This is a genomic window from Methylobacterium sp. WL69 (assembly GCF_008039485.1).
GTDB lineage: Bacteria > Pseudomonadota > Alphaproteobacteria > Rhizobiales > Beijerinckiaceae > Methylobacterium.
Map to the genome: position 1 here is coordinate 65,691 of NZ_VRUZ01000006.1, position 19,505 is coordinate 85,195.

The 19,505-nt window shown below is 70.1% G+C and carries 23 protein-coding genes; 15 read left to right on the forward strand and 8 right to left on the reverse strand.

What is annotated here, in order from left to right:
- The first annotated feature begins 50 nt into the window (after positions 1–50).
- From tatB to FV218_RS03590, 6 genes are all read left to right on the forward strand, one after another.
- On the forward strand, positions 51–584 hold the full coding sequence (gene tatB, locus FV218_RS03565; RefSeq protein ID WP_147708724.1) for a Sec-independent protein translocase protein TatB: 534 nt from the start codon (positions 51–53) through the stop codon (positions 582–584).
- Positions 581–1,381 (forward strand): twin-arginine translocase subunit TatC, encoded by an 801-nt coding sequence (gene tatC / locus FV218_RS03570; protein WP_056096118.1) that lies wholly within the window; start codon positions 581–583, stop codon positions 1,379–1,381. Before tatB ends, tatC begins: the two co-directional genes overlap by 4 nt.
- Before the next feature lie 96 nt (positions 1,382–1,477).
- Positions 1,478–2,755, forward strand: a complete 1,278-nt coding sequence (gene serS / locus FV218_RS03575) for a serine--tRNA ligase (RefSeq protein WP_147708725.1) — start codon at positions 1,478–1,480, stop codon at positions 2,753–2,755.
- A complete protein-coding gene (surE, locus tag FV218_RS03580) occupies positions 2,755–3,519 on the forward strand; it encodes a 5'/3'-nucleotidase SurE (RefSeq protein WP_056096123.1) in 765 nt (254 codons plus the stop codon). Before serS ends, surE begins: the two co-directional genes overlap by 1 nt.
- A 32-nt stretch (positions 3,520–3,551) precedes the next feature.
- The gene (locus FV218_RS03585) at positions 3,552–4,205 is read left to right on the forward strand and encodes a protein-L-isoaspartate O-methyltransferase (protein WP_147708726.1); all 654 of its coding nucleotides are present in this window, start codon (positions 3,552–3,554) and stop codon (positions 4,203–4,205) included.
- A gap of 115 nt (positions 4,206–4,320) precedes the next feature.
- Positions 4,321–5,688 carry a M23 family metallopeptidase gene (locus tag FV218_RS03590; RefSeq protein ID WP_147708727.1) on the forward strand — a complete coding sequence of 456 codons (1,368 nt, stop codon included), beginning with the start codon at positions 4,321–4,323 and terminating at the stop codon, positions 5,686–5,688.
- Between the two features lie 81 nt (positions 5,689–5,769).
- On the opposite strand, the gene FV218_RS03595 is transcribed toward FV218_RS03590, so the two are convergent.
- The 7 genes from FV218_RS03595 to FV218_RS03625 form a co-directional block, all read right to left on the reverse strand.
- Positions 5,770–6,666 carry a YncE family protein gene (locus FV218_RS03595; protein WP_147708757.1) on the reverse strand — a complete coding sequence of 299 codons (897 nt, stop codon included), beginning with the start codon at positions 6,664–6,666 and terminating at the stop codon, positions 5,770–5,772.
- A gap of 74 nt (positions 6,667–6,740) precedes the next feature.
- On the reverse strand, positions 6,741–7,274 hold the full coding sequence (locus FV218_RS03600) for an SRPBCC family protein (protein WP_147708728.1): 534 nt from the start codon (positions 7,272–7,274) through the stop codon (positions 6,741–6,743).
- Positions 7,275–7,302: 28 nt separating this feature from the next.
- Positions 7,303–7,899: a DUF447 domain-containing protein gene (locus FV218_RS03605; RefSeq protein ID WP_147708729.1), complete on the reverse strand. Its 597-nt coding sequence runs from the start codon at positions 7,897–7,899 to the stop codon at positions 7,303–7,305.
- 4 nt (positions 7,900–7,903) lie between these two features.
- Positions 7,904–9,511, reverse strand: a complete 1,608-nt coding sequence (locus tag FV218_RS03610; protein WP_147708730.1) for a DUF6513 domain-containing protein — start codon at positions 9,509–9,511, stop codon at positions 7,904–7,906.
- Positions 9,508–10,086 (reverse strand): uridylate kinase, encoded by a 579-nt coding sequence (locus tag FV218_RS03615; protein WP_147708731.1) that lies wholly within the window; start codon positions 10,084–10,086, stop codon positions 9,508–9,510. Before FV218_RS03615 ends, FV218_RS03610 begins: the two co-directional genes overlap by 4 nt.
- Entirely contained in the window at positions 10,083–10,805 is a 723-nt protein-coding gene (locus FV218_RS03620; RefSeq protein WP_246684978.1) for a (5-formylfuran-3-yl)methyl phosphate synthase, read from the reverse strand. The genes FV218_RS03615 and FV218_RS03620 overlap by 4 nt, the downstream gene beginning before the upstream one ends.
- Positions 10,806–10,910: 105 nt before the next feature.
- Positions 10,911–11,441: a DUF3280 domain-containing protein gene (locus FV218_RS03625; RefSeq protein WP_147708733.1), complete on the reverse strand. Its 531-nt coding sequence runs from the start codon at positions 11,439–11,441 to the stop codon at positions 10,911–10,913.
- Between the two features lie 241 nt (positions 11,442–11,682).
- Here FV218_RS03625 and FV218_RS03630 point away from each other — a divergent pair, with 241 nt between their 5' ends.
- The 9 genes from FV218_RS03630 to FV218_RS03670 all read left to right on the forward strand — a co-directional run bounded on the left by FV218_RS03630 (position 11,683) and on the right by FV218_RS03670 (position 18,107).
- On the forward strand, positions 11,683–12,909 hold the full coding sequence (locus FV218_RS03630) for an ABC transporter substrate-binding protein (RefSeq protein ID WP_147708734.1): 1,227 nt from the start codon (positions 11,683–11,685) through the stop codon (positions 12,907–12,909).
- Positions 12,910–13,090: 181 nt separating this feature from the next.
- Entirely contained in the window at positions 13,091–14,107 is a 1,017-nt protein-coding gene (locus tag FV218_RS03635; RefSeq protein WP_147708735.1) for a YVTN family beta-propeller repeat protein, read from the forward strand.
- Between the two features lie 66 nt (positions 14,108–14,173).
- Positions 14,174–14,608 (forward strand): hypothetical protein, encoded by a 435-nt coding sequence (locus FV218_RS03640; RefSeq protein WP_147708736.1) that lies wholly within the window; start codon positions 14,174–14,176, stop codon positions 14,606–14,608.
- A 9-nt stretch (positions 14,609–14,617) separates the two neighbouring features.
- A complete protein-coding gene (locus tag FV218_RS03645) occupies positions 14,618–14,860 on the forward strand; it encodes a hypothetical protein (protein WP_147708737.1) in 243 nt (80 codons plus the stop codon).
- An 11-nt stretch (positions 14,861–14,871) separates the two neighbouring features.
- Positions 14,872–15,615 carry an ABC transporter ATP-binding protein gene (locus tag FV218_RS03650; RefSeq protein ID WP_147708738.1) on the forward strand — a complete coding sequence of 248 codons (744 nt, stop codon included), beginning with the start codon at positions 14,872–14,874 and terminating at the stop codon, positions 15,613–15,615.
- On the forward strand, positions 15,612–16,487 hold the full coding sequence (locus tag FV218_RS03655; protein WP_056096155.1) for an ABC transporter permease: 876 nt from the start codon (positions 15,612–15,614) through the stop codon (positions 16,485–16,487). The genes FV218_RS03650 and FV218_RS03655 overlap by 4 nt, the downstream gene beginning before the upstream one ends.
- Positions 16,484–17,104: a hypothetical protein gene (locus FV218_RS03660; protein WP_147708739.1), complete on the forward strand. Its 621-nt coding sequence runs from the start codon at positions 16,484–16,486 to the stop codon at positions 17,102–17,104. The genes FV218_RS03655 and FV218_RS03660 overlap by 4 nt, the downstream gene beginning before the upstream one ends.
- Before the next feature lie 203 nt (positions 17,105–17,307).
- Positions 17,308–17,706, forward strand: coding sequence for a calcium-binding protein (locus tag FV218_RS03665; RefSeq protein ID WP_056096160.1), 399 nt, complete (start codon positions 17,308–17,310; stop codon positions 17,704–17,706).
- Between the two features lie 41 nt (positions 17,707–17,747).
- Positions 17,748–18,107, forward strand: a complete 360-nt coding sequence (locus tag FV218_RS03670) for a hypothetical protein (RefSeq protein ID WP_147708740.1) — start codon at positions 17,748–17,750, stop codon at positions 18,105–18,107.
- A 60-nt stretch (positions 18,108–18,167) separates the two neighbouring features.
- On the opposite strand, the gene FV218_RS03675 is transcribed toward FV218_RS03670, so the two are convergent.
- Entirely contained in the window at positions 18,168–19,478 is a 1,311-nt protein-coding gene (locus FV218_RS03675; protein WP_147708741.1) for a leucine-rich repeat-containing protein kinase family protein, read from the reverse strand.
- Positions 19,479–19,505 lie beyond the last annotated feature (27 nt).

Here is a 19,505-nt window from a genome sequence, read left to right on the forward strand (position 1 = left end):
ATAGGCAGCCCGCCGTCACCGGCATCGCGCGAGCGCGGGACAGTCCACGAATGTTCGACATGAGTTGGGGCGAGGTGATGCTGATCGGCGGCGTCGCCCTCATCGTCATCGGTCCGAAGGACCTGCCCAAGGCCCTGCGCACGGTCGGGCAGATCACGACCAAGATGCGCCGCATGGCCGGCGAGTTCCAGTCGCAGTTCAACGAGGCCGTCCGCGAGGCCGAGTTCGACGAGATCCGCCGCGAGGTCGATGGCGTCCGCAAGTCCGCCGGGACCATGGGACCGGTGTTCAACCCGGTCCAGACCATCCGCGACGAGATCAAGGGCGCCGTCGACGGCCACACCAAGACCACGCCGTCGCCGACCCAGCCCCTCGCCGATGTCGCCGCCCAGCTCGCCGAGACCGATCCGGTGCCGCCCCCCGAGCCGGTCCCGTCCGGCTACGAGGCGGCGGCCCGTGACCTCGCCCGGCGCGAGACGCCCGCCGATCCCCTCGCTTCCCCGCCGCCCGCCGAGACGCCGGACCTTCCGGTCCCGGCCCAGATTTCGGCCCCGGCCAAGACACAGCCTGATTCCGCCCCATGACCAATGCGACGGATGACGCCGACATCGAGGCGTCGCGGGCCCCGCTCCTCGATCATCTCATCGAACTGCGGTCCCGGCTCATCAAGTCGCTGGCCGCCTTCGTGGTGATGTTCTTCGCGTGCTTCTTCGTCTCGCGGCACATCTACAACATCCTCGTCTGGCCCTACGTCTCCGTGGTCGGGGCGGAGAACGCGAAGCTCATCGCCACGCACTTCCTCGAGCAGGTGTTCACCAACATCAAGCTCAGCGTGTTCGGCGCCGGCTTCCTGGCATTTCCGGTGATCGCGACGCAGATCTACGCCTTCGTGGCGCCGGGGCTCTATCGCAACGAGCGTCAGGCCTTCCTGCCCTACCTCGTGGCGACGCCGGTGTTCTTCATCCTCGGCGCCCTGGTGGTGTTCTTCCTGGCGATGCCGCTGCTCATCCAGTTCTCGGTGTCCCTGCAGCAGATCGGCCAGCCGGGGGAGGCGACCATCGCCCTGCTGCCGAAGGTGGACGAGTACCTCTCCCTCATCATGACGCTGATCTTCGCCTTCGGAATCGCGTTCCAGCTGCCCGTTATCCTGACCCTGCTCGGCCAGGTCGGCATCATCGACGCGGCGTTCCTTCGCGAAAAGCGCCGCTACGCCATCGTCCTCGTCTTCGTGGTCGCCGCCGTGCTGACGCCGCCGGACGTGATCTCGCAGCTCTCCCTCGCGATCCCGATGATCCTGCTCTACGAGGCCTCGATCTTTTCCGTGGGCCGTGTCGAGCGGATGCGTGCGGCCAAGCGCAAGGCCGAGGGGCTTGAGCCGTAGGGCACGGCGGACCGGCCCTGACCCCGCCCTTGTCGCGCTGGCGCCGATGCTGCAAAGCCTCGTCGTCTGTTCAGAAGCCTGCGCCCGAGCGACCCCATGCACGACATCCGCGCCATCCGCGAGACTCCGGACGCTTTCGACGAGGCCCTGCGCCGTCGTGGGTTGGCACCGCTCTCGGCCGAGCTGATCGCTCTGGATGACGTGCGCAAGGGTGCGACGTCTGCGGCGCAGGCCAATCAGGAGCGCCGCAACGCCCTGGCGAAGGAGATCGGCGGCGCGAAGAAGGCCGGGGACGAAGCCCGTGCGACCGAGCTCATGGAAGAAGTCGCCCGCCTGAAGGACGCGGCGCCGGGGCTGGAGACGGCGCAGGCGCAAGCCGGCGCGCTCCTCGACGAGAAGCTCGCGGCGATCCCGAATCGCCCGAACCCCGACGTGCCCGAGGGGACGGACGAGCACGGCAACGTCGAGTACCGCCGGTTCGCGGCGATCCGCCCGCAGCTCGCCACGGGACAGCAGCATTTCGAGATCGGCGAAGCCTCCGGGCTGATGGATTTCGAGGCGGCCTCGCGGATGTCGGGTGCGCGCTTCGTCGTGCTCAAGGGCCAGCTCGCCCGGCTGGAGCGGGCGCTTGGCCAGTTCATGCTCGACCTGCACACGGGCGAGCACGGCTACACCGAGGTGGCGCCGCCCCTCATGGTGCGCGACGAGGCGATGTTCGGCACGGCGCAATTGCCGAAGTTCCGCGACGACCAGTTCGCGGTGCGGGAGCACTGGCTCATCCCCACGGCCGAAGTCCCGCTGACCAACCTCGTCCGCGAAAGCATCGTTCGCGAGGAGGAGCTTCCCCTGCGCTTCACTGCCCTGACCCCGTGTTTTCGCGCAGAGGCGGGCTCGGCGGGCCGGGACACGCGCGGCATGCTGCGCCAGCACCAGTTCAACAAGGTCGAGCTCGTCTCGATCACGACGCCCGAGCAATCGGCGAGCGAGCACGAGCGCATGCTCGGCTCGGCCGAGGCCGTGCTGAAGAAGCTCGATCTGCCCTATCGGATCATGACGCTGTGCACCGGCGACATGGGTTTCGCCAGCCAGAAGACCTACGATATCGAGGTCTGGATGCCGGGCCAGGAGACCTTTCGCGAGATCTCGTCCTGCTCGGTCTGCGGCGACTTCCAGGCGCGGCGGATGAACGCGCGCTTCCGGGCGGGCAAGGCGGTGAACTACGTCCACACCCTCAACGGCTCGGGGGTGGCGGTGGGCCGCGCCCTCATCGCCGTGATGGAGAACTACCAGAACCCCGACGGCAGCGTCACGGTGCCGTCGGCACTGAAGGCCTACATGGGCGGGATCGACCGGATCGAGGGACACAGGGTCTGATGCGCATTCTCGTCACCAACGACGACGGCATCCACGCGCCGGGGCTCGAGACCCTGGAGGGGATCGCCCGGGCCATCTCCGACGACGTCTGGGTGGTGGCGCCCGAGACCGACCAGTCCGGCGTCTCGCACTCGCTCTCGCTCAACGATCCCCTGCGCCTGCGTGAAATCTCCGAAAAGCGTTTCGCCGTGAAGGGCACGCCGTCCGATTGCGTGATCATGGGAGTGCGCCACATCCTCAAGGATCACGGGCCGGACCTCGTCCTGTCGGGGGTCAACCGCGGCCAGAACGTCGCCGAGGACGTGACTTACTCGGGCACCATCGCGGCGGCCATGGAGGGCACGATCCTCAACGTGCGCTCCATCGCCCTGAGCCAGGCCTACGGGGCCGGCGGCCGCGGCGCGATCAAGTGGCACTGCGCCGCCGAGCACGGCCCGGGGGTCGTCCGCAAGATCCTGGAGATCGGGATCGAGCCCGGCATCGTCGTCAACGTCAACTTCCCCGATTGCGAGCCGGGGGAGGTCCAGGGCACTTCGGTCACCGCGCAGGGGTTCCGCAACCAGGCTCTGCTCGCCATCGACGCGCGCCAGGACGGCCGCGGCAACCCGTATTTCTGGCTCGCCTTCGCCAAGGCGACGTTCCAGCCGGGGAACGGCACCGACCTCAAGGCCATCGCCGAGAAGCGCATCTCGGTGACGCCCCTGCGCCTCGATCTCACGGACGAGCCGAGCCTGACCCGATTCGCGCAGGGTTTTGCCGGCTGAGCAGGGCTTCGCGGGCTGAGACCGACACCGCTATGACGACGGACGGCTCCATCGAGGCGGCGGCCTTCGTCATGGCCCTGCGGGGGCGGGGGGTGCGCGACACCGACACCCTGCGAGCCCTGGAGCGGGTGCCGCGCGAGCGCTTCGCCCCGGCCCATCTGCGCGACCTTGCCCGGCGCGACCTCGCCCTGCCGCTGCCCTGTGGGCAGACCATGACCGCGCCGAGCGTCATCGCCACCATGCTGACGGCCCTCGGCGCCCGCCCGGGCATGCGCCTCCTCGAAATCGGCACGGGGTCGGGCTACGTCACCACCCTGCTGCTGCGGCTGGGGGCCGCCCATGTCCACAGCCTCGAGCGCTACGCCGTGCTGGCGGAGGATGCCGGTGCTGCCCTCCTGCCGGAGGACCGGGTGCGGGCCACCCTCGCCACGGGCGACGGCCTCGATCCGGCCTGCCTGCCCGAGGGACGCTTCGACCGCATCCTCCTCAACGGGACCCTGTCGGACCTGCCACCGCACCTTTTCGCGGCCCTGGCGCCGGGTGGTCGCCTGGTCGGGGCGCTGGGCACGGCGGAGGCGGCCCGCCTCGTCGTCGTCGCGGCCGGGACGGACGGGGCCATCCAGGAGCGGACCGAGGACCGGTTGCGCCTGGGCTCCCTGACGCCGGGGCGCGCCCGCGTCCTGTAACGGGGCAACCGAATGGTTCCGAACCGCCGACAACGTGGTGAATCGGAACGGTTGTTTAACCTGAATCCCGTTTGAATGACGTCATCAAGTTGCGTCAGGTCAGACAGGTGCGTCGATGCGGGTTCGCGGGACTGGTCGAGGGTTGAAGACGCTGTCGCGCTTCGCGCTCATCGGAGTGATTGGGGGCGGTGCGGCCGCCTGTTCGTCGGATGCGTCGCGCTTGGGCGACCCGTTCGGCAATCCATTCGCCTCCAACGTGGCGAGCGAGCCCGCCGCCACGGGAAGTCTTCCGGACGGGGAGATCGCCCCAGCCCCGGTGGTGCGCACGAGCCGCATCCAGTCCCAGGCGCTGGGTGCGCCCGGGGTGGCGATGTCGCCGCGCCCCATGGCCGCCGCGCCGCAGGCCGCGCCCGTGCAGACGAGTCGCCTCGCCTCCACGGAGCCCGTCTCCGGCATGGTGTCGGGCTTGAACCCGGATGCGGGCCGCGCCATGACCACCCGCAGCGTACCGGCCGCCCCGGTGCCGAAGGCCATTGACCGCGTTGCCGAGCGCAAGGCCGCCGAGGCCGCGGCGCTCGCCGCCCGCAAGGAGGCCGAAGCCGAGAAGATCGCCGAGGCCCGTCGCGCCCTCGAGGCCGGCAAGGTCGCCGAGCGGAAGGCCGCCGAGGCCAAGGCTGCGGATGCCCGGAAGCTCGTCGACGCGAAGAAGCTCGTCGAGACCCGCAAGGCCGAGGCCGCCAAGGCGGTGGCCGACGCCAAGAAGGCGCATCCGCGCCCCGGCCAGACCGTCGCCAAGGCGGACGACAAGCCCGTGCGCAAGATCGAGATCAAGGAGGCCAAGGCCGACGCGAAGTCCGAGCCGAAGGTGGATGCCGCCAAGGTGAAGGCCGAGGCGAGCAAGGAGGCCGCCAAGGACGCGGCGAAGAAGGCCGCCGAAGCCGAGGCCAAGCTCGCCAAGCTCGAGGCCGCCAAGGCGTCCAAGCAGGTGGCCGACGCCAAGGCCGCCGAGGCCGCGGCCAAGGAAGCCGCCAAGGAATCCGCCAAGGCGCCCGTGAAGGTCGCCGCCGTCGAGGCGCCGAAGGCCGAGCCAGCCAGCACCGGGTCGGTGGCGTCCGACGCCTCGTTCCGCTGGCCCGCCAAGGGCCGGGTGATCTCGGGCTACGGCTCGTCGGGCAACGAGGGCATCAACATCTCGGTGCCCGAGGGCACGGCGGTGAAGGCGGCCGAGGACGGCACCGTCGCTTACGCCGGCTCCGACGTGAAGGGCTACGGCAAGCTCGTCCTCGTGCGCCACACCAACGGCTACGTCTCGGCCTACGCCCATAACGGCGAACTCGACGTCCGCCCCGGCGAGAAGGTCAAGCGCGGCCAGACCATCGCCAAGTCCGGCGCCTCCGGCAACGTGACCTCGCCCCAGCTCCACTTCGAGATCCGCAAGGGCGCGACCCCCGTCGATCCGATGCCGCACCTCGCAAGCAACTGAAGCAACCCGCTACGGCTGAAACGAAGAACGGCGGCTCCCCGGGGAGCCGCCGTTCTTCGTTTCAGGAGAGAGGGTGCAGGGTCAGCGCAGAAAATCGCCGAAGGACCGGGGACCGTCGGGCACGGGAATCTCCTTCGTCACCTTGAGGGTGCCGGCGTCGACGAGGCTGAGGGTGTTGGAGCCCCAGTTCGCCACCACGAGGCCGGTGCCGTCGCGGGTGGCGGCGATGCCCTCGGGGTGGTCGCCGACCTCGATGGCCGCGACGTTGGTGAGGGTCTGGAGATTGAACACGCTCACCGTGCCGGCGTACTGGTCGGTGACGAAGCCGCGGTTGCCGGCGAGCGCCACCACGTAGGGCCGTTCGCCCGTGGTCACCCGGCCGACCTCCGTGCCGGCGGCGACGTCGATGACCGAGACGTCGTTCGAGGTGACGTTGGCGGTGTAGGCCCGCAACCCGGCCGCATCGAGGGTGAGGCCGAACGGATGCCGGCCCACGGGAATCGTGCGCTTCAGGGCGAGGGTCGCGGCATCGACGATCGATACCGAATCGCCCTCGCGGTTGGCGACCAGGATGGTGGCGCCGTCCGGCGTCACGGCGATGCCGGAGGGCGATGCGCCGACCTGGAACTCGGTCTCGAGGCGGGACCCGTCGGCGGGCACCACGAACACCCGGCTGCCGTACCAGTCGGCGACGTAGACGAGGCCGGTCTTGGGATTCACGGCGATGCCGAGCGGGCCGCCGGGGAGCGCCAGGGTGGTGGTGACGGTGCGGGTGACGAGATCCACCACGGCGAAGCCCGGCCCCTCCGGGCGGGTGACATAGGCGGTCTTGCGGTCGGGCGAGAGGGCGATGCCGGCGGGCGCGCCGTCGAGGGCGATCTGGCCCACCACCGCGCCGGCGTCGAGATCGACGATGGCCAGCGCGTTGGCGCCCTGCGCCGTGATCAGGGCCTCGTCGGCGCGTGCCGGGGCGGCCATCAGCGCCAGGACGAGGAGGAGAGGGCCGGCGCGCGGCCGGCCCTTCCGTGTTGCGTACTGGGAGCGGAAGCCGCTCAAGAACCGCTCTTCTCGACCTTGGCCTTGAGGGCGTCGAGGCCCGTGCGGTAGAGGCCGCGCACGGCCTTCTGGGCGGCCTCGTCGTTGAGCTCCGCCGGCGGATCGTTGTTCATGTAGCCGCGGTAGAACGCGCCGTCCCACGACACCTTGGTCTTGCCGCCGGCATCCTCGACCTTGAGGGTGGACGAGTAGTCGTTCACCGGCAGGGTCTTCACGTCGACCTTGGTGATCCGGTACGAGTAGCTCATCTTCTCGGCGGAGTACTTGTACAGCTCCTCGTCCACCGTGGCGCCGCCCTTGAGGGTCAGGGTGCGGGTGGCCTTGATCTCATTGCCGCCCTTGCCCTCGGTCTTCTCGACCGGAGGCAGCCAGCTCATGTCCTGGAAGTTCGAGATCACGGCCCAGACCTTATCCGGGGCGGCGTTGATCTCGACGGTCTCCTCGACCTTCTTGCGGGTTGGGCCGTGCGCCTGGGCGCCGAACGAGACGAGGGCGAAGGCCGCCGCCGTCGTGAGTGCCAAAAACTTCATCGGGTCGTCTCCTCGGGAACACACACTCTTAAGGTGCTGCGGGGGGCTTATCGAGGATGCGGTCGCTGCGCCCCAGGGCGGCGGCGACCTTGTCCTCGATCCAGTCCCAGGCCTCGCGCTCGGCGGGCCCGGCGGTCTTGGTGATCGCGATGGCGTGGTAGCGCATCTCGGTCAGGATCTTGTCGGGCTCCAGCATGTGGAGGCGGGTCGAAAGGATCGCCGCCTCCAGGACGGCGGCCTGGGCCCGGTTGTAGCCGAAGAACGGGATGTGGGCGGCGGCATACACCATCCGCCCCCGATAGCGCGGACGGGTCTCGTCCGGTTCCACGGCCACCACCTCGAATTCGGCGTGGCCGAAGCTGTCGGCGAGCCGCCGGCCGGGAATCCGGTCGCAGGGCAGGGTCGCCCAGTCGCGCCGTCCGGTGACGGCGCCGGCGATGACCCGGACGTCGCTCGGGCTCGACGCGGCGAAGACCGGGCTGGATTCGAGGTTGAGGATGGTCGGCGACGGCCGGAACGGGGCCAGCACCCACTCCGCCCCGTCCTGGATCAGGCCGAACGGCACGAGGTGCAGGTCGCCGGTGGACGACGTGGTGGTGACGATGGTCTCGAGGATCAGGGGCACGAGATCACGCCTTCCCGGCCGGCACGGGTTTTTCCGCAGGCACGAGTTTTTCTGCCGGGACGAGCTTTTTTGCTGGGACGAGCTTGCCGCAGACGATGCGGGCCCCGGCATCCGGGGGCGTCTCCGACACCGCATCGGCGGCCGACGTCTCGCCCGGTTCCACGGTCTCGGGCCGGCCCGCATCGGCCTCGGGCGACGTGCGGTCGCGCGTCGCCCCGTCCGGGCCGGAATGCTTGGTGTGCCCGGCCTTCTTGAACGCGGTGGTGTCCTCGACCTCGGCGTCGGCGGCCGCACCCCAGGCCAGGGCCTCGTCCTGCACGTAGCGCTTGCCGAGCCGCCAGGCGGTCTCGGCCTTGGTCAGCTCGCCGCCGAGGTAGAAGGCGTGGGCGCCGTCCTGGGCGACGTCGAGGTCGGGGAAGAACGCCATGGCGTCGGTGCCGATGGAATGGGTGTCGCGGTTGAACACGTGGATGCCGTCCTCCGCGACCGCGATGCGGTAGTTCGGGTCCTTCACCTCGGCCGCCTGGGCCGCGATCTCGTCAGGGGTCTGCACATAGGGGCGCTTGTCGTGGAGCGCCAGGAGGGAGCGGCCGTAACCTTTCGGCAGGGCCGAATCCGCCTTGGCCGCGTACATCACCCGGCGCGCCGCGTCGTGCTCCTCCACCGTGCGGCGGGTGTGGTTCGAGACCTGGACGATGAGCACGTTGCGGATGGCGAGTTCCGAGCACATGCCGACGAGGAGTGCGGTCACCCCGAGGCTGTCGGCCTCCGTGAGTTCGGTGAGGTTGCCGGTGCCCATCATCATCTCGATGCCGGGCCAGCGGCGGCGGGTCTCGTGATAGCGGGTGATGGATTCGACGAAGCCGAAATGGATCGGCTCGAGGATGGGGTCGGCCATGTAGGGGCGCCCCGCCTTCTCCATCCGCTCGATGGCCCGGTCGAGGGAGGCGAGGTCGTCGGGCCGCACGGGGACGAGGACCGGCACCGCGTCGGTCTCGAAGGCGAGATCGAGGGTGTCCTCGTTGAGGCTGAGCAGAAAGTCGGCACCCGCCTTGGCGCCGCGGGTGAGTTCGTCCAGGGAGAACGAATCGACGCTGACCTTGAGGCCGGCGCCCTTCAGGAGGCGCACGCAGTCCTCGAGGTGGGGGAATTCCGTGTCGGGCAGGCCGCCGAGATCGATGACGTCGGCGCCCCGGTGGGCGAGGTCGAGGCCCTTCGCGAGGATCTGGTCGGGATTCATCTTCGAGGCGTCGACGATCTCGGAGAAGATCCGCAGGTCGTGGCGCGACAGGTCCACCTTCCGACCGGCGAGGCCGAGATAGGCGGGCAGATCGACGATCTCGTCGGGGCCGCGCTCCACCGGCAGGCCGAAATGCCGGGCCAGAGCCTCGGGGTTCGCCCGGCAGCGGCCGGGCAGGACGATGCGGGTGGCGCCCTCCGGAATCGTCACCCGGCGCCGGATGATCTCCTCCGTCATCAGGGCCGCGACCTTCACCCCGGCATCGGCGATGCTCCAGGTGAAGCGCTCGGCCGGGAGCGTGGCGGCGACCTTTTCGAGGCGCGCCTTGGCCATGCGGCCGGTGATGAAGACGAGGTGCTCGGGGGCGCTCATGCGGCGTCCCGCATGTCCGAGGGACCGCGCAGGACGATGGCGCCCGCGTAGCGCGCCGCGAAGGCCGGGAAGGCGGCATCGACGAGGCCGAGACGGGCGAGGTCCTCGGGCCGCGCTCCGATGGGCACGAGGGCGGATTTCACCAGGACGCAGCGCGGCGCCCGCCAATGCGTGGCGAGCCACACGGCGAGGCTGTCGGAGGTGACGGCCCAGGTCTCGGGGATGTCGGGATGCCCGGCCTTGAGGATGACGGGGTCCCAGACCGGGACGCCGCCCCGGGCGAGGATCGCCCATGCCGCATCCCCCTTCGTCGCGATGCGCAGGCGCGGCTCGAACTCCGAGAAGATCTCGGCCACGCGGCCCATGGCGTCGAGGGCGAGGCGGTGGGCCAGGGCATCGCCGAAGCCCAGGGCCGCCTGGGAGGTCCGCACCGCCTCGGCGAACGGGCCGCCGCCGGGGACCACCACGCAGGGGCCGTCCCGGCCGTCCGCGAGGCCGGCCAGGACGCCGCGCAGGCGAGGGGCATCGGACAGGAGGCTGCCGCCGACCTTCACCACCGTGAGTTCGGAGCTCATGCGGCGTCCCGCCGGGCATGGGCGCGCAGGGACCGGACGGCCTCCGCCACCCGGGCCGGATCGAGGCCCTTCGTGCGATCGCTGTCGCGGCACAGGCCGCCCCGGAAGCCGAGATAATGCGCGCCGAGGGAGGCCAGACGTTCGATGTCGGCGAGGGCGAGGGAGCCGGCGAGGCCCGAGACGAGGCCATGCCGGCGGCAGGCGCGGGTGAAGGCCGCCAGGGTCCGGGCCGGCAGGAGGTCGAGCAGGCGGCGTCCGTCCTTGGTCGCCGTGTCGATCATGGCGCCGACGAAGCCGGCTGCCGCCAAGCGCGCCACGAGGCCGGGGGCGGGGTCGTGCCCGGCGAACAGCACGGCGATGAGCCGGCCGGGCGCGGCCGCGGCGGCCTCCGTCAGGGCCGCGTCGGAAAATTCTGCGCGGACGGCGACCTTGACGTAATCCACCCCCGTGGCGGCCATGGCGGCGACGTGAGGGGCCAGCGCAGCCGCGTCCGCCGGCTCACCCGCCACCGCACTGGTGACGGCGCGGCCCGCGACGCGGGCGACGAGGGCACGGACGGTCGCGACGGGGAGGGCGCCGAGGGCGCCGCGCGCCGGGTCCTTGGCATCGACGAGGTCGGCACCCGCGAGCGCGGCCGCGAGCGCCTCGTCGGCGTCGCGCACGCTCACGAGGAGGCGCGGTGCGGTCTCGTCTTGATCGAAGGGGGAGGGCGTCAACACGACGGATTCGACTCGCTCGGACTGGTGTTGATCGTCGGCGCGCGAACGGTGTCCCGCGCGGGACCACGCTCGCATGCGGTTGGCCCTACCAAAAAACCGATGCGATCACGAGCGGTTCGGCAGGGGCTCGGCGAGGAGGCGGTTCTTCACCACCCAGCGCATGGCATGCGCCCAGGTGTCGTCGGTGTCGGCGCGGATCACCACCCGGCCGCCGCGCACGATCTTGCCGGTGGCGGCCTCCGCGATGGTGACCGTGAGGTTGAAGATCTGGTTGGAGCCCTTCTCGACGTAGCCGCTCACGGCGAGGTCGGCCCCGAGGGTCTTGGCGATGGTGGCGGCGCAGCCGTCGCACTTGTAGAGGGGCGCCTGCTTGGCGATCTCGGCGGCCTGCGGTGCGACCTCGACGGGTTCGACCGCGTCGCCCAGGGCCTTGCGCAGTTCCTCGGTGACGAGGCCGAGGCGCCGGGTCTCGTCCGGCCGCGCCTTGCGGCCCCCGACCACGCCCGGATCGAACAGTTCGATCCCGAAGATCGCGGCCTTCTCGGGCGCGGCCTGCGCGGGCGCCGCGAAAGCGAGGACGAGCACGAGGCTCGCGCAAACGTGTCCGGCACGGGGGAGGGGAATCGGTCGCGTCATCAACTCGCTCGTTTCGTGTCCGGCGCAAGGCTCGGGAACCATCGGCAGCATGATGCCCGACACATCGGCAGGCAACGCCGGGAAACGCGGGGCGATCCCCGCACCTCTGCAGCATTCTGCCGAGGGCCGAACGCCGCACGGCACGGCCGAGGCCGCAATGAGAGCTTATGATTTCCTTATCAAACGCCGATTGAGCGCGGCGGGACAATGTTGTTAGCGTGCCGGCCACATGCAGGCTTCGATGCGCTCCCCCCTCGCCCCGCTCGCCCTTATCCTCGGGCTCGGTGGCCCGTGGTGCCTCCCGGCCACCGCGCAGGAACCGGCGCGTTCGGGCGAGGCGGCGGCACCGGCGCCCGCCGCGACGGAGACCCGCGTCGGGCTGATCTACCGGCCTGAACTCGCCCCCTCGTCCTACGATGCCGAGGCCGCCCCCGAGGACGAGGGCGTCGCCGGTGCGCGCATGGCGATCAAGGACAACAACACGACGGGCCGCTTCACCCGGCAGACCTACGCCCTCGACGAGATCGCCCTCGACGCCACGAAGGGCGCCGTCGCGGCCGCCCGGGACCTGGCGGGCCGGGGCATCAAGTTCCTGGTCCTGGCGCTCCCCGCCGACGAGGTTGTGGCCGTCGCCGACGCGGTGAAGGGAGAGGGCGTCACGGTCTTCAACGTCGCGGCGCCCGACGACCGCCTGCGCGGGGCCGATTGCCGGAAGAACGTGTTCCACGTCCTGCCCAGCCGGGCCATGCAGACGGACGCCCTGGCGCAGTTCTTCACCCTCATGCGCTGGCGCAAGATGTTCCTCATCACCGGCCCGCAGGACGGCGACCGGCTCTACGCCGAGGCGTTCAAGAACTCGGCGCGCAAGTTCAACCTCAAGATCGCGGCGGAGAAACCGTGGACCTTCGGGCCCCTGGCCAAGGCGCGGGGCGACACGCCGACCCGGTCCGAGGCCATGGTGTTCACCCGGGGCGTCGATTACGACCTCGCCATCGTGGCCGACGAAGCCAATGATTGGGGCGATTACGTCCCCTTCCGCACCGTCGATCCGCGCCCCGTCGCCGGCACCCAGGGGCTCATCGCCACCACCTGGCATCCGACCCTGGAGACCTGGGGCGCGGCCCAGGCGCAGAACCGGTTCCGGCGCCAGGCCGGGCGCCTGATGCGGCCCCTAGACTATCAGGCCTGGGCGGCCGTGCGCTCCATCGGCGAGGCGGCGACGCAGAAGAAGACGGCGGACCCGGCCGTGCTCGCGCCCTACTTCGCGGAGCCTGCCTTCAGCCTGCCGGCCTACAAGGGTGTGTCCCTCACCTACCGCCCATGGGACCACCAGCTGCGCCAGCCCGTGATCGTGGTGCAGCCCAAAGCCATGGTTTCCGTGGCACCCGAGCAGGGCTTCACCCACCAGCGCACGCCGCTGGATACCCTGGGGATCGATCTGCCCGAGACCACCTGCAAGTTTCCCTGACCGCTTGGGGGGCGACCCGCCGGGGGCTCCTGACCCGCCGGGGGCTGCGGCAACGCGTGACCGCGCGGCTTGCGGTCCGGCGCTCCCCGTGAGACGGGGCTGCACTATAGTAACGCGTCATGATGGTGACGGACCTGCCCAACCGCGCGCGAGACAGCGGTGGGCCCGAGGAGGACACAGGATGAGCCGCGGCTTCAGGGCGAACGCGTCGGGATCAGTTGTGGCACGGGCGCTTCTCGCCGCTGCGGGCTTGGCCGCCACGAGTCTGGCCGGTGCCGGTTCGGCCAGCGCCTACACGGTCTACGTGACCAACGAGAAGGGCAACTCCGTCAGCGTCATCGACAGCGAGACCCTGGCGGTGACCGGCACCTGGAAGGTCGGCCGGCGCCCGCGCGGCGTCACCACCAGCAAGGACGGCAAGGAGCTCTTCGTCTGCGCCAGCGACGACGACCGCATCGACGTCCTCGACACCAGCACCGGCAAGGTGGTGCGGTCGCTCCGGTCGGGTCCGGACCCGGAGCAGTTCATCCTGGGGCCGACGGGCAACCTGCTCTACGTCGCCAACGAGGACGACAGCCAGGTCACGGTCATCGACGTCGAGAAGAACAAGGTCATGGCCGAGGTGCCGGTGGGCGTGGAGCCGGAGGGCATGGGCCTGTCGCCCGACGGCAAGATCCTGGTGAACACCTCCGAGACCACCAACATGGCCCACTTCATCGACACTACCACGTTCCAGGTGATCGACAACGTGCTGGTGGATGCGCGGCCCCGGTTCGCCGAGTTCACGGCCGACGGGAAGTTCCTGTGGGTCTCGGCCGAGGTCGGCGGCACGGTGAGCATCATCGATGTCGCGGCGCGCCGGGTGGTGAAGAAGATCACCTTCAAGATCCCGAGCGTCAACGACGAGGCGATCCAGCCCGTGGGCATCCGCATCACCAAGGACGGGTCGAAGGCCTTCGTCGCCCTCGGACCCGCCAACCGCATCGCGGTCATCGACGCCAAGACCCACACGGTGGAGAAGTACCTGCCCGTCGGCCAGCGGGTCTGGCAGCTCGCCTTCACGCCGGACCAGAAGCTGCTGTTCTCCACCAACGGCTCGTCCAACGACATTTCGGTGGTGGATGTGGCGGCCGAGAAGGTGGTGAAGAGCATTCCGGTGGGCTTGCTGCCGTGGGGCGTCGCGGTGTCGCCGAACTGACTTTTGGGGCGTGATGCCGAAACAGCCGCCGTCGAACGGTGGCGAACGGGAGGATCGACGGACGTGATGAAGCGAACGATGCGTGCGGCGGCCCTCGGGCTCGCCGCCTGGACGATGGCCGGGCCGGCGCTCGCCCTCGATCTCACGAAGAAGCGTGCCAACCTGCCCGACCTCGTCCTCGGCAACGAGGAGGGAAACGACTTCGTCGTCGAGAACCGGGAAATCGAACTCGAATCCGGCAAGGCCTACCGCCTGCGCATCGTCGCCAAGGGCCGGCAGGAGTACAAGTTCTACGCCACGGAGTTCTTCCGCAACATCTGGTTCAACCAGATCGTCATCCAGCACATCGAGATCCACGGCAGCGGTCCGCCGGATCACCTCGAGTTCGACGATCCGGGCGAGATCGCCATCGAATTCGTGACGATCAAGCCGGGCGAGTACCCCTGGTCCGTCCACGGACTGGAGTCCAAGGGCATGACCGGCAAGTTCATCGTGAAGTAGGGGATGTTCATGCGCCTGCCCCTCTTCGCCCTCGCCGCCGCGACGCTGGCGAGCCCGGCGCTTGCCGACGACAAGGCCGCCTGCACGGACGGCATCGCCATGATCCGGATGGAACTCGGCAAGGACCCTGCTGAGCCCCTCCAGGGCAAGCTCAAGAAGGCGCTTCGGGTCGCCGAGCGCGAGATGGGCGAGGGCGAGTTCGACGAGTGCCTCGATGCCATCGGCGATGCCCGCCGGGCCCTGAAGCGTTGAGGACCAGCAGCATGGCTGAGACCGCCGCCCTCGAGGTCGCGAACGTGAGCCATCGCTTCGGCACCCGCGTGGCCCTGGCGGACGTGTCCCTCACCGTGGTGCGCGGCCAGTTCACCGCCCTGCTCGGCCCCAACGGGGCGGGCAAGACGACGCTGTTCTCGGTGGTCACCCGCCTCTACGCCAGCCAGGACGGCCGGGTGTCGATCCTTGGCCATGCCCTCGACCGCGAGCCGAGCCGGGCCCTCGCCCGCCTCGGCGTGGTGTTCCAGGCCCGCACCCTGGATACCGACCTCACGGTGGCGCAGAACCTCCTGTACCACGCCAGCCTGCACGGCATGACCCGCAGGGCGGCCAAGGAACGGATCCAGACGCTGCTCACCCGCGTCGGCCTCGTGGACCGGCGCGACGACAAGGTCCGTACCCTCTCGGGCGGCCAGTCCCGGCGCATCGAGATCGCCCGCTCCCTCATCCACGGGCCGCGCCTGCTGCTGCTGGACGAGCCCACCGTCGGCCTTGATCTCGAATCCCGTGCCGACATCGTCGCCATCGTGCGGGCATTGGTGCGGGAAGAGGGGCTGTCGGTCCTGTGGGCCACCCACATCTTCGAGGAGATCGAGGCGGGCGACGCGGCCATCGTCCTGCACAAGGGCCGCATCGTCGCGCGCGGCACCGCCGGTTCCATCGCGCAAGGAACCGAATCCCTGGAGGCCGCCTTCCGCCGCCTCGTCGCCGAACCCGCCAGGCAGGCCGCATGAGCGACACCCTCACACCGGCCACCGCCGACGGACCCGTGACGCATCTCGGACGCCTCGACGCCGTCGGCTACCTGATCTGCCTCGGCGGTATCGTCCGCCGCGAATTGCTGCGGTTCTTCAACCAGAAGGAGCGCTTCTTCTCCGCCCTGGTGCGGCCGCTGGTGTGGCTGTTCATCTTCGCGGCGGGGTTCCGCAACACGCTCGGCGTCTCCATCGAGCCGCCCTACCAGACCTACGTGCTCTACGAGGTTTACGTGGTGCCGGGGCTCGCCGTGATGATCCAGCTCTTCAACGGCATGCAATCGTCCCTGTCGATGGTCTACGACCGCGAGGTCGGATCGATGAAGGTGCTGCTCACCAGCCCCTATCCGCGCTGGCTGCTGCTCCTCGCCAAGCTCATCGCCGGCGTCACCGTCTCGGTGGTGCAGGCCTATGCGTTCCTCGCCATCGCCTGGTTCTGGGAGCTCGACATCCCGGCGATCGGCTACGTCGCGGCCCTGCCCGCCTTCATCGCGGCGGGGCTCATGCTCGGTTCCATCGGCCTGCTGCTGTCGTCCATGGTCAAGCAGCTCGAGAACTTCGCCAGCGTGATGAACTTCGTGATCTTCCCGATGTTCTTCGCGTCCTCGGCCCTCTACCCGCTCTGGCGCATCCGCGAATCCTCCGAGACGCTCTACCTCATCTGCATGGCCAACCCCTTCACCCATGCGGTGCAACTCGTGCGCTTCGCCCTCTACGGGCAGTTCGCGCCCCTGGCCTGCGCCGTTGTGCTGGGGACAACGCTCGCTTTCTTCACCCTCGCCGTCGTCGCCTACGATCCCGGCCGTGGCATCATGGCCCGGCGCGGTGGCCCGGCCGGAGACCCCGCATGATCCGCTCCTTTACCCTCCCGGTCCTCGCCCTCGGCCTGCTGGCCGGTCCCGCCCTCGCCCAGCCCAAGGGCGACCCCGACTGGCCCTGCGTCCAGCGCAAGGTCTCCACCCTCAGCCCCGGCACGGTTTGGACCGGGCCGGACCTCGCCGAGGCCGGCGCCTGGGGAGACGATTTCGAGGCGGCGTCGCTCGCCCAGAAGATCGCATCGCGCCGGACGCCGCTCGGCGAGGTCGATCCTCTCCTCGATGCCTTCGCCGAGACCGCCGGGGCCGAGAAGGGCAAGCGCCTCACCCGGGTGTTCGCCGGTGTGTTCGAAATCCTCAACGGCGAGCGCAACAAGGTCATCGCCGGCATCGGCCGCTATGCCCAGGGGCAGCGCCGCATGGCCGAACGCATCCGCGACGAAGCCGACAAGATCAGCGCCACCAAGGACGGGCCGAGCGCGCAGGATGCCCGCGACATGCCGAAGGAGGCCTCGGAACTGGAGACCAAGTTCGCCTGGGACCGGCGCATCTTCCAGGAGCGCAGCCAGTCCCTGACCTATGTCTGCGAGGTTCCGACGCTTCTGGAGCAACGCCTGGGCGAGATCGCACGCCGGATCCAGACGCGTCTCTGAGCCATCGGACCAGCCCGGCCCGGCCGGGCACCGTCTTTCCGAAGTCCGGGAAAAATCCGAACCGACTCTTGCCGGATTCTCCCGGGTGAATTAGGCAATGCGGCGAGACGGCGTGACGCGGGGCGGTTTGACACCCCGAGACGCGGCTCGCCCTTGCCTCGGAGGACGGTTCCGTTCTCCGCCTCGACCTAGGAGATTCGACCATGGCTTTCCGTTTGTCCGCTGCCGTCCTGCTCGCCGCCACCCTCGGCCTCGGCGTGGCTGCGCCCGCCTTCGCCGCACCCGCCACCGTCGCGGCGTTCGATCCCGACAAGGACGGCACCATCGACCTCAAGGAGGCCCAGGCCGCCGCGGCGAAGCAGTTCGACATGCTGGACCCGGACAAGGACGGCACCCTCGACGCCAAGGAGCTGAACGGCCGCCTCACCGCCGCCGAGCTCAAGGCCGCCGATCCGGACAGCGACGGCACCCTCGACAAGAAGGAATACCTCGCCGTGGTGGCCGCGCGCTTTAAAGCCGCAGACCCGGATGCCGAGGGCACCATCGACGCCAAGGAACTTGCTTCGCCCGCCGGCGCTTCTCTCGCGACGCTGTTGCAGTAAGCCGTTCCGGAAGGGGCGGCCGTCCCTCAAGGAAACCGTTGATGCAGGTTCGTTACATTCTGCCGGCCGCCCTCGCGCTGCTCGGGTCCGCCGGGCCCGTCCTTGCTTCCTCCTGCACCGATCAGATCGCCACCATCGAACGGCGACTCGATAGCGTCGGTGCGGAGAAAGTCACCGGCAAGGAGCCGGCAGGTGGTCCGACGTCGTCGCACTCGGCCAAGGCCCTCGACCAGCCCCCGGCCGGCAAGCCCACGGACCCGTCGACGACGGCGAGCGCCGGTGGCGTGTCCCAGGCGCGCGACCTGATCAAGAAGGCGCGCGCCCAGGACAAGGCCGGCGACACCAAGGCCTGCGAGGACACCATGACCCAGGTCAAGGAAAAGGCCGGCGCCCTGCCGTAGCCGCTCGTGCCTCGCCTTCAGGAAGGGCCGTCCCCAGCTGGGGGCGGCCCTTTTTTGTGGTCAGGGCGCGCGCAGGGCGGCGGCGATTTCGGCCATGAGGGGCCGGCGCGCCACCTCCGCCTGGACGCAGGTCTCCGCCAGGGCCGTCAGGTCGGGCAGGGGGGAGGGGCAGCGGGCCAGCATTTCGCCGAGCAGGATTCCCCAGGCCCGCACCTCGATGCGCTGGAGGGCTTCGCCCCCGGCCCCCCCGGGCAGGCGGCACGCGGCGCCGAAATCGCTCAGGACCGCTTCGCCCGCCGTCCCGTCCCACAGGACGTTGTGGCCGTAGAGGTCGCCGTGGAGAAGGCCGCGGGCGTGGAGATGGACGGTTGCTGCCGCAACGCTTCGGGCGATGCGCCGGACCGTGTCGGCCTCGAAGCACAGGTCGGCTCGGTAGATGTCGCGGCTGCAGCTCGCGAGGCTCGGGGGACCGGCGAGACCCCGCCAGTCCTCCGCCAGGCGCGGCATCACCAATCCCTGGGCGCCCGTCGGATGGCCGACGAGGCGGCCGAGTCCGCCCGTGAGGTTCGGGTGCGTCCCGGCCGCGAGGCAGGCCTCCATCTCGCGCTCGGGCAGGCCGTCGCTGGTCATGGCGCCCTTGAACAGTTTGACGGCGACGGCCGCTCCGGGCCCGGTGCCGTCCCGGCGCCACAGGGCGGCGAACACCTCTCCCGAGGCGCCCTCTCCGAGCCGGTCACCGGTCACGAGGTCGGCCCAGGGGATAGTTCTGCCGGCGGCTGGTGCGGGTGTGCCCTCCAGCGGATTGCCGGCCCAGGTCGGCCAGGCCAGGGCCGGCAGGGTCGCGAGCCAGCCCGGCAGGGCGTCGAAGCCGTTGGCGGAGAGCCGAATCAATTCGAGGTTCCGGGCGTCGGCGAGGCTTTCGGGGAGGGCGGTCAGCCGGTTGCCCGACAGCATCAGCTTCTGCAGGAAGGGCCGCCGTCCGAGGGCGTCGGGCAGCACGACGATCCGGTTGTCCGTCAGGGTGAGCCAGCGCAGGGCGGGCGGCAGGGCCTCCTCGGGAACCTCGCCGAGGCCGCAGCCGCGAAAGCCGATCTGGGCGAGGGCCGGGCAATCGCCCAACGATGGCGGCAGGCGGTCGAACGGGTTGCCGGAGCAGAACAGCACCCGGAGCTTCGTGAACCGCCCGAGATCGTCCGGCAATCGGGTGAGGCCACCGGCGCCGAGGTCGAGGACCTCCAGGCTGTCGGCGAGACCGAACAGGTCGCGCGGAAACTCCGTGAGGCCGCCCGCGAGACGCAGTTCGCGCGTCCCCGCAAGGTCCCCGCGCGCCAGGGATTCCAGGTGTCGGGCCGTGTCCGCGTTCGTCGCCATGCCCTGCCCTTCCGTCGGCCCCGGGGA

Bases quoted from the DNA above. Each gene is read 5' to 3' on its own strand.
- FV218_RS03665 (WP_056096160.1), top strand. From the start codon at position 17,308: ATGGCTTTCCGTTTGTCCGCTGCCGTCCTGCTCGCCGCCACCCTCGGC.
- FV218_RS03640 (WP_147708736.1), top strand. From the start codon at position 14,174: ATGAAGCGAACGATGCGTGCGGCGGCCCTCGGGCTCGCCGCCTGGACG.
- FV218_RS03585 (WP_147708726.1), top strand. From the start codon at position 3,552: ATGACGACGGACGGCTCCATCGAGGCGGCGGCCTTCGTCATGGCCCTG.
- FV218_RS03650 (WP_147708738.1), top strand. From the start codon at position 14,872: ATGGCTGAGACCGCCGCCCTCGAGGTCGCGAACGTGAGCCATCGCTTC.
- FV218_RS03615 (WP_147708731.1), bottom strand. From the start codon at position 10,086: ATGAGCTCCGAACTCACGGTGGTGAAGGTCGGCGGCAGCCTCCTGTCC.
- FV218_RS03635 (WP_147708735.1), top strand. From the start codon at position 13,091: ATGAGCCGCGGCTTCAGGGCGAACGCGTCGGGATCAGTTGTGGCACGG.
- tatB (WP_147708724.1), top strand. From the start codon at position 51: ATGTTCGACATGAGTTGGGGCGAGGTGATGCTGATCGGCGGCGTCGCC.
- FV218_RS03595 (WP_147708757.1), bottom strand. From the start codon at position 6,666: ATGGCCGCCCCGGCACGCGCCGACGAGGCCCTGATCACGGCGCAGGGC.
- FV218_RS03630 (WP_147708734.1), top strand. From the start codon at position 11,683: ATGCGCTCCCCCCTCGCCCCGCTCGCCCTTATCCTCGGGCTCGGTGGC.
- FV218_RS03655 (WP_056096155.1), top strand. From the start codon at position 15,612: ATGAGCGACACCCTCACACCGGCCACCGCCGACGGACCCGTGACGCAT.
- FV218_RS03660 (WP_147708739.1), top strand. From the start codon at position 16,484: ATGATCCGCTCCTTTACCCTCCCGGTCCTCGCCCTCGGCCTGCTGGCC.
- surE (WP_056096123.1), top strand. From the start codon at position 2,755: ATGCGCATTCTCGTCACCAACGACGACGGCATCCACGCGCCGGGGCTC.
- FV218_RS03625 (WP_147708733.1), bottom strand. From the start codon at position 11,441: ATGACGCGACCGATTCCCCTCCCCCGTGCCGGACACGTTTGCGCGAGC.
- FV218_RS03600 (WP_147708728.1), bottom strand. From the start codon at position 7,274: ATGAAGTTTTTGGCACTCACGACGGCGGCGGCCTTCGCCCTCGTCTCG.
- serS (WP_147708725.1), top strand. From the start codon at position 1,478: ATGCACGACATCCGCGCCATCCGCGAGACTCCGGACGCTTTCGACGAG.
- FV218_RS03590 (WP_147708727.1), top strand. From the start codon at position 4,321: ATGCGGGTTCGCGGGACTGGTCGAGGGTTGAAGACGCTGTCGCGCTTC.
- FV218_RS03645 (WP_147708737.1), top strand. From the start codon at position 14,618: ATGCGCCTGCCCCTCTTCGCCCTCGCCGCCGCGACGCTGGCGAGCCCG.
- FV218_RS03670 (WP_147708740.1), top strand. From the start codon at position 17,748: ATGCAGGTTCGTTACATTCTGCCGGCCGCCCTCGCGCTGCTCGGGTCC.
- tatC (WP_056096118.1), top strand. From the start codon at position 581: ATGACCAATGCGACGGATGACGCCGACATCGAGGCGTCGCGGGCCCCG.
- FV218_RS03675 (WP_147708741.1), bottom strand. From the start codon at position 19,478: ATGGCGACGAACGCGGACACGGCCCGACACCTGGAATCCCTGGCGCGC.
- FV218_RS03610 (WP_147708730.1), bottom strand. From the start codon at position 9,511: ATGAGCGCCCCCGAGCACCTCGTCTTCATCACCGGCCGCATGGCCAAG.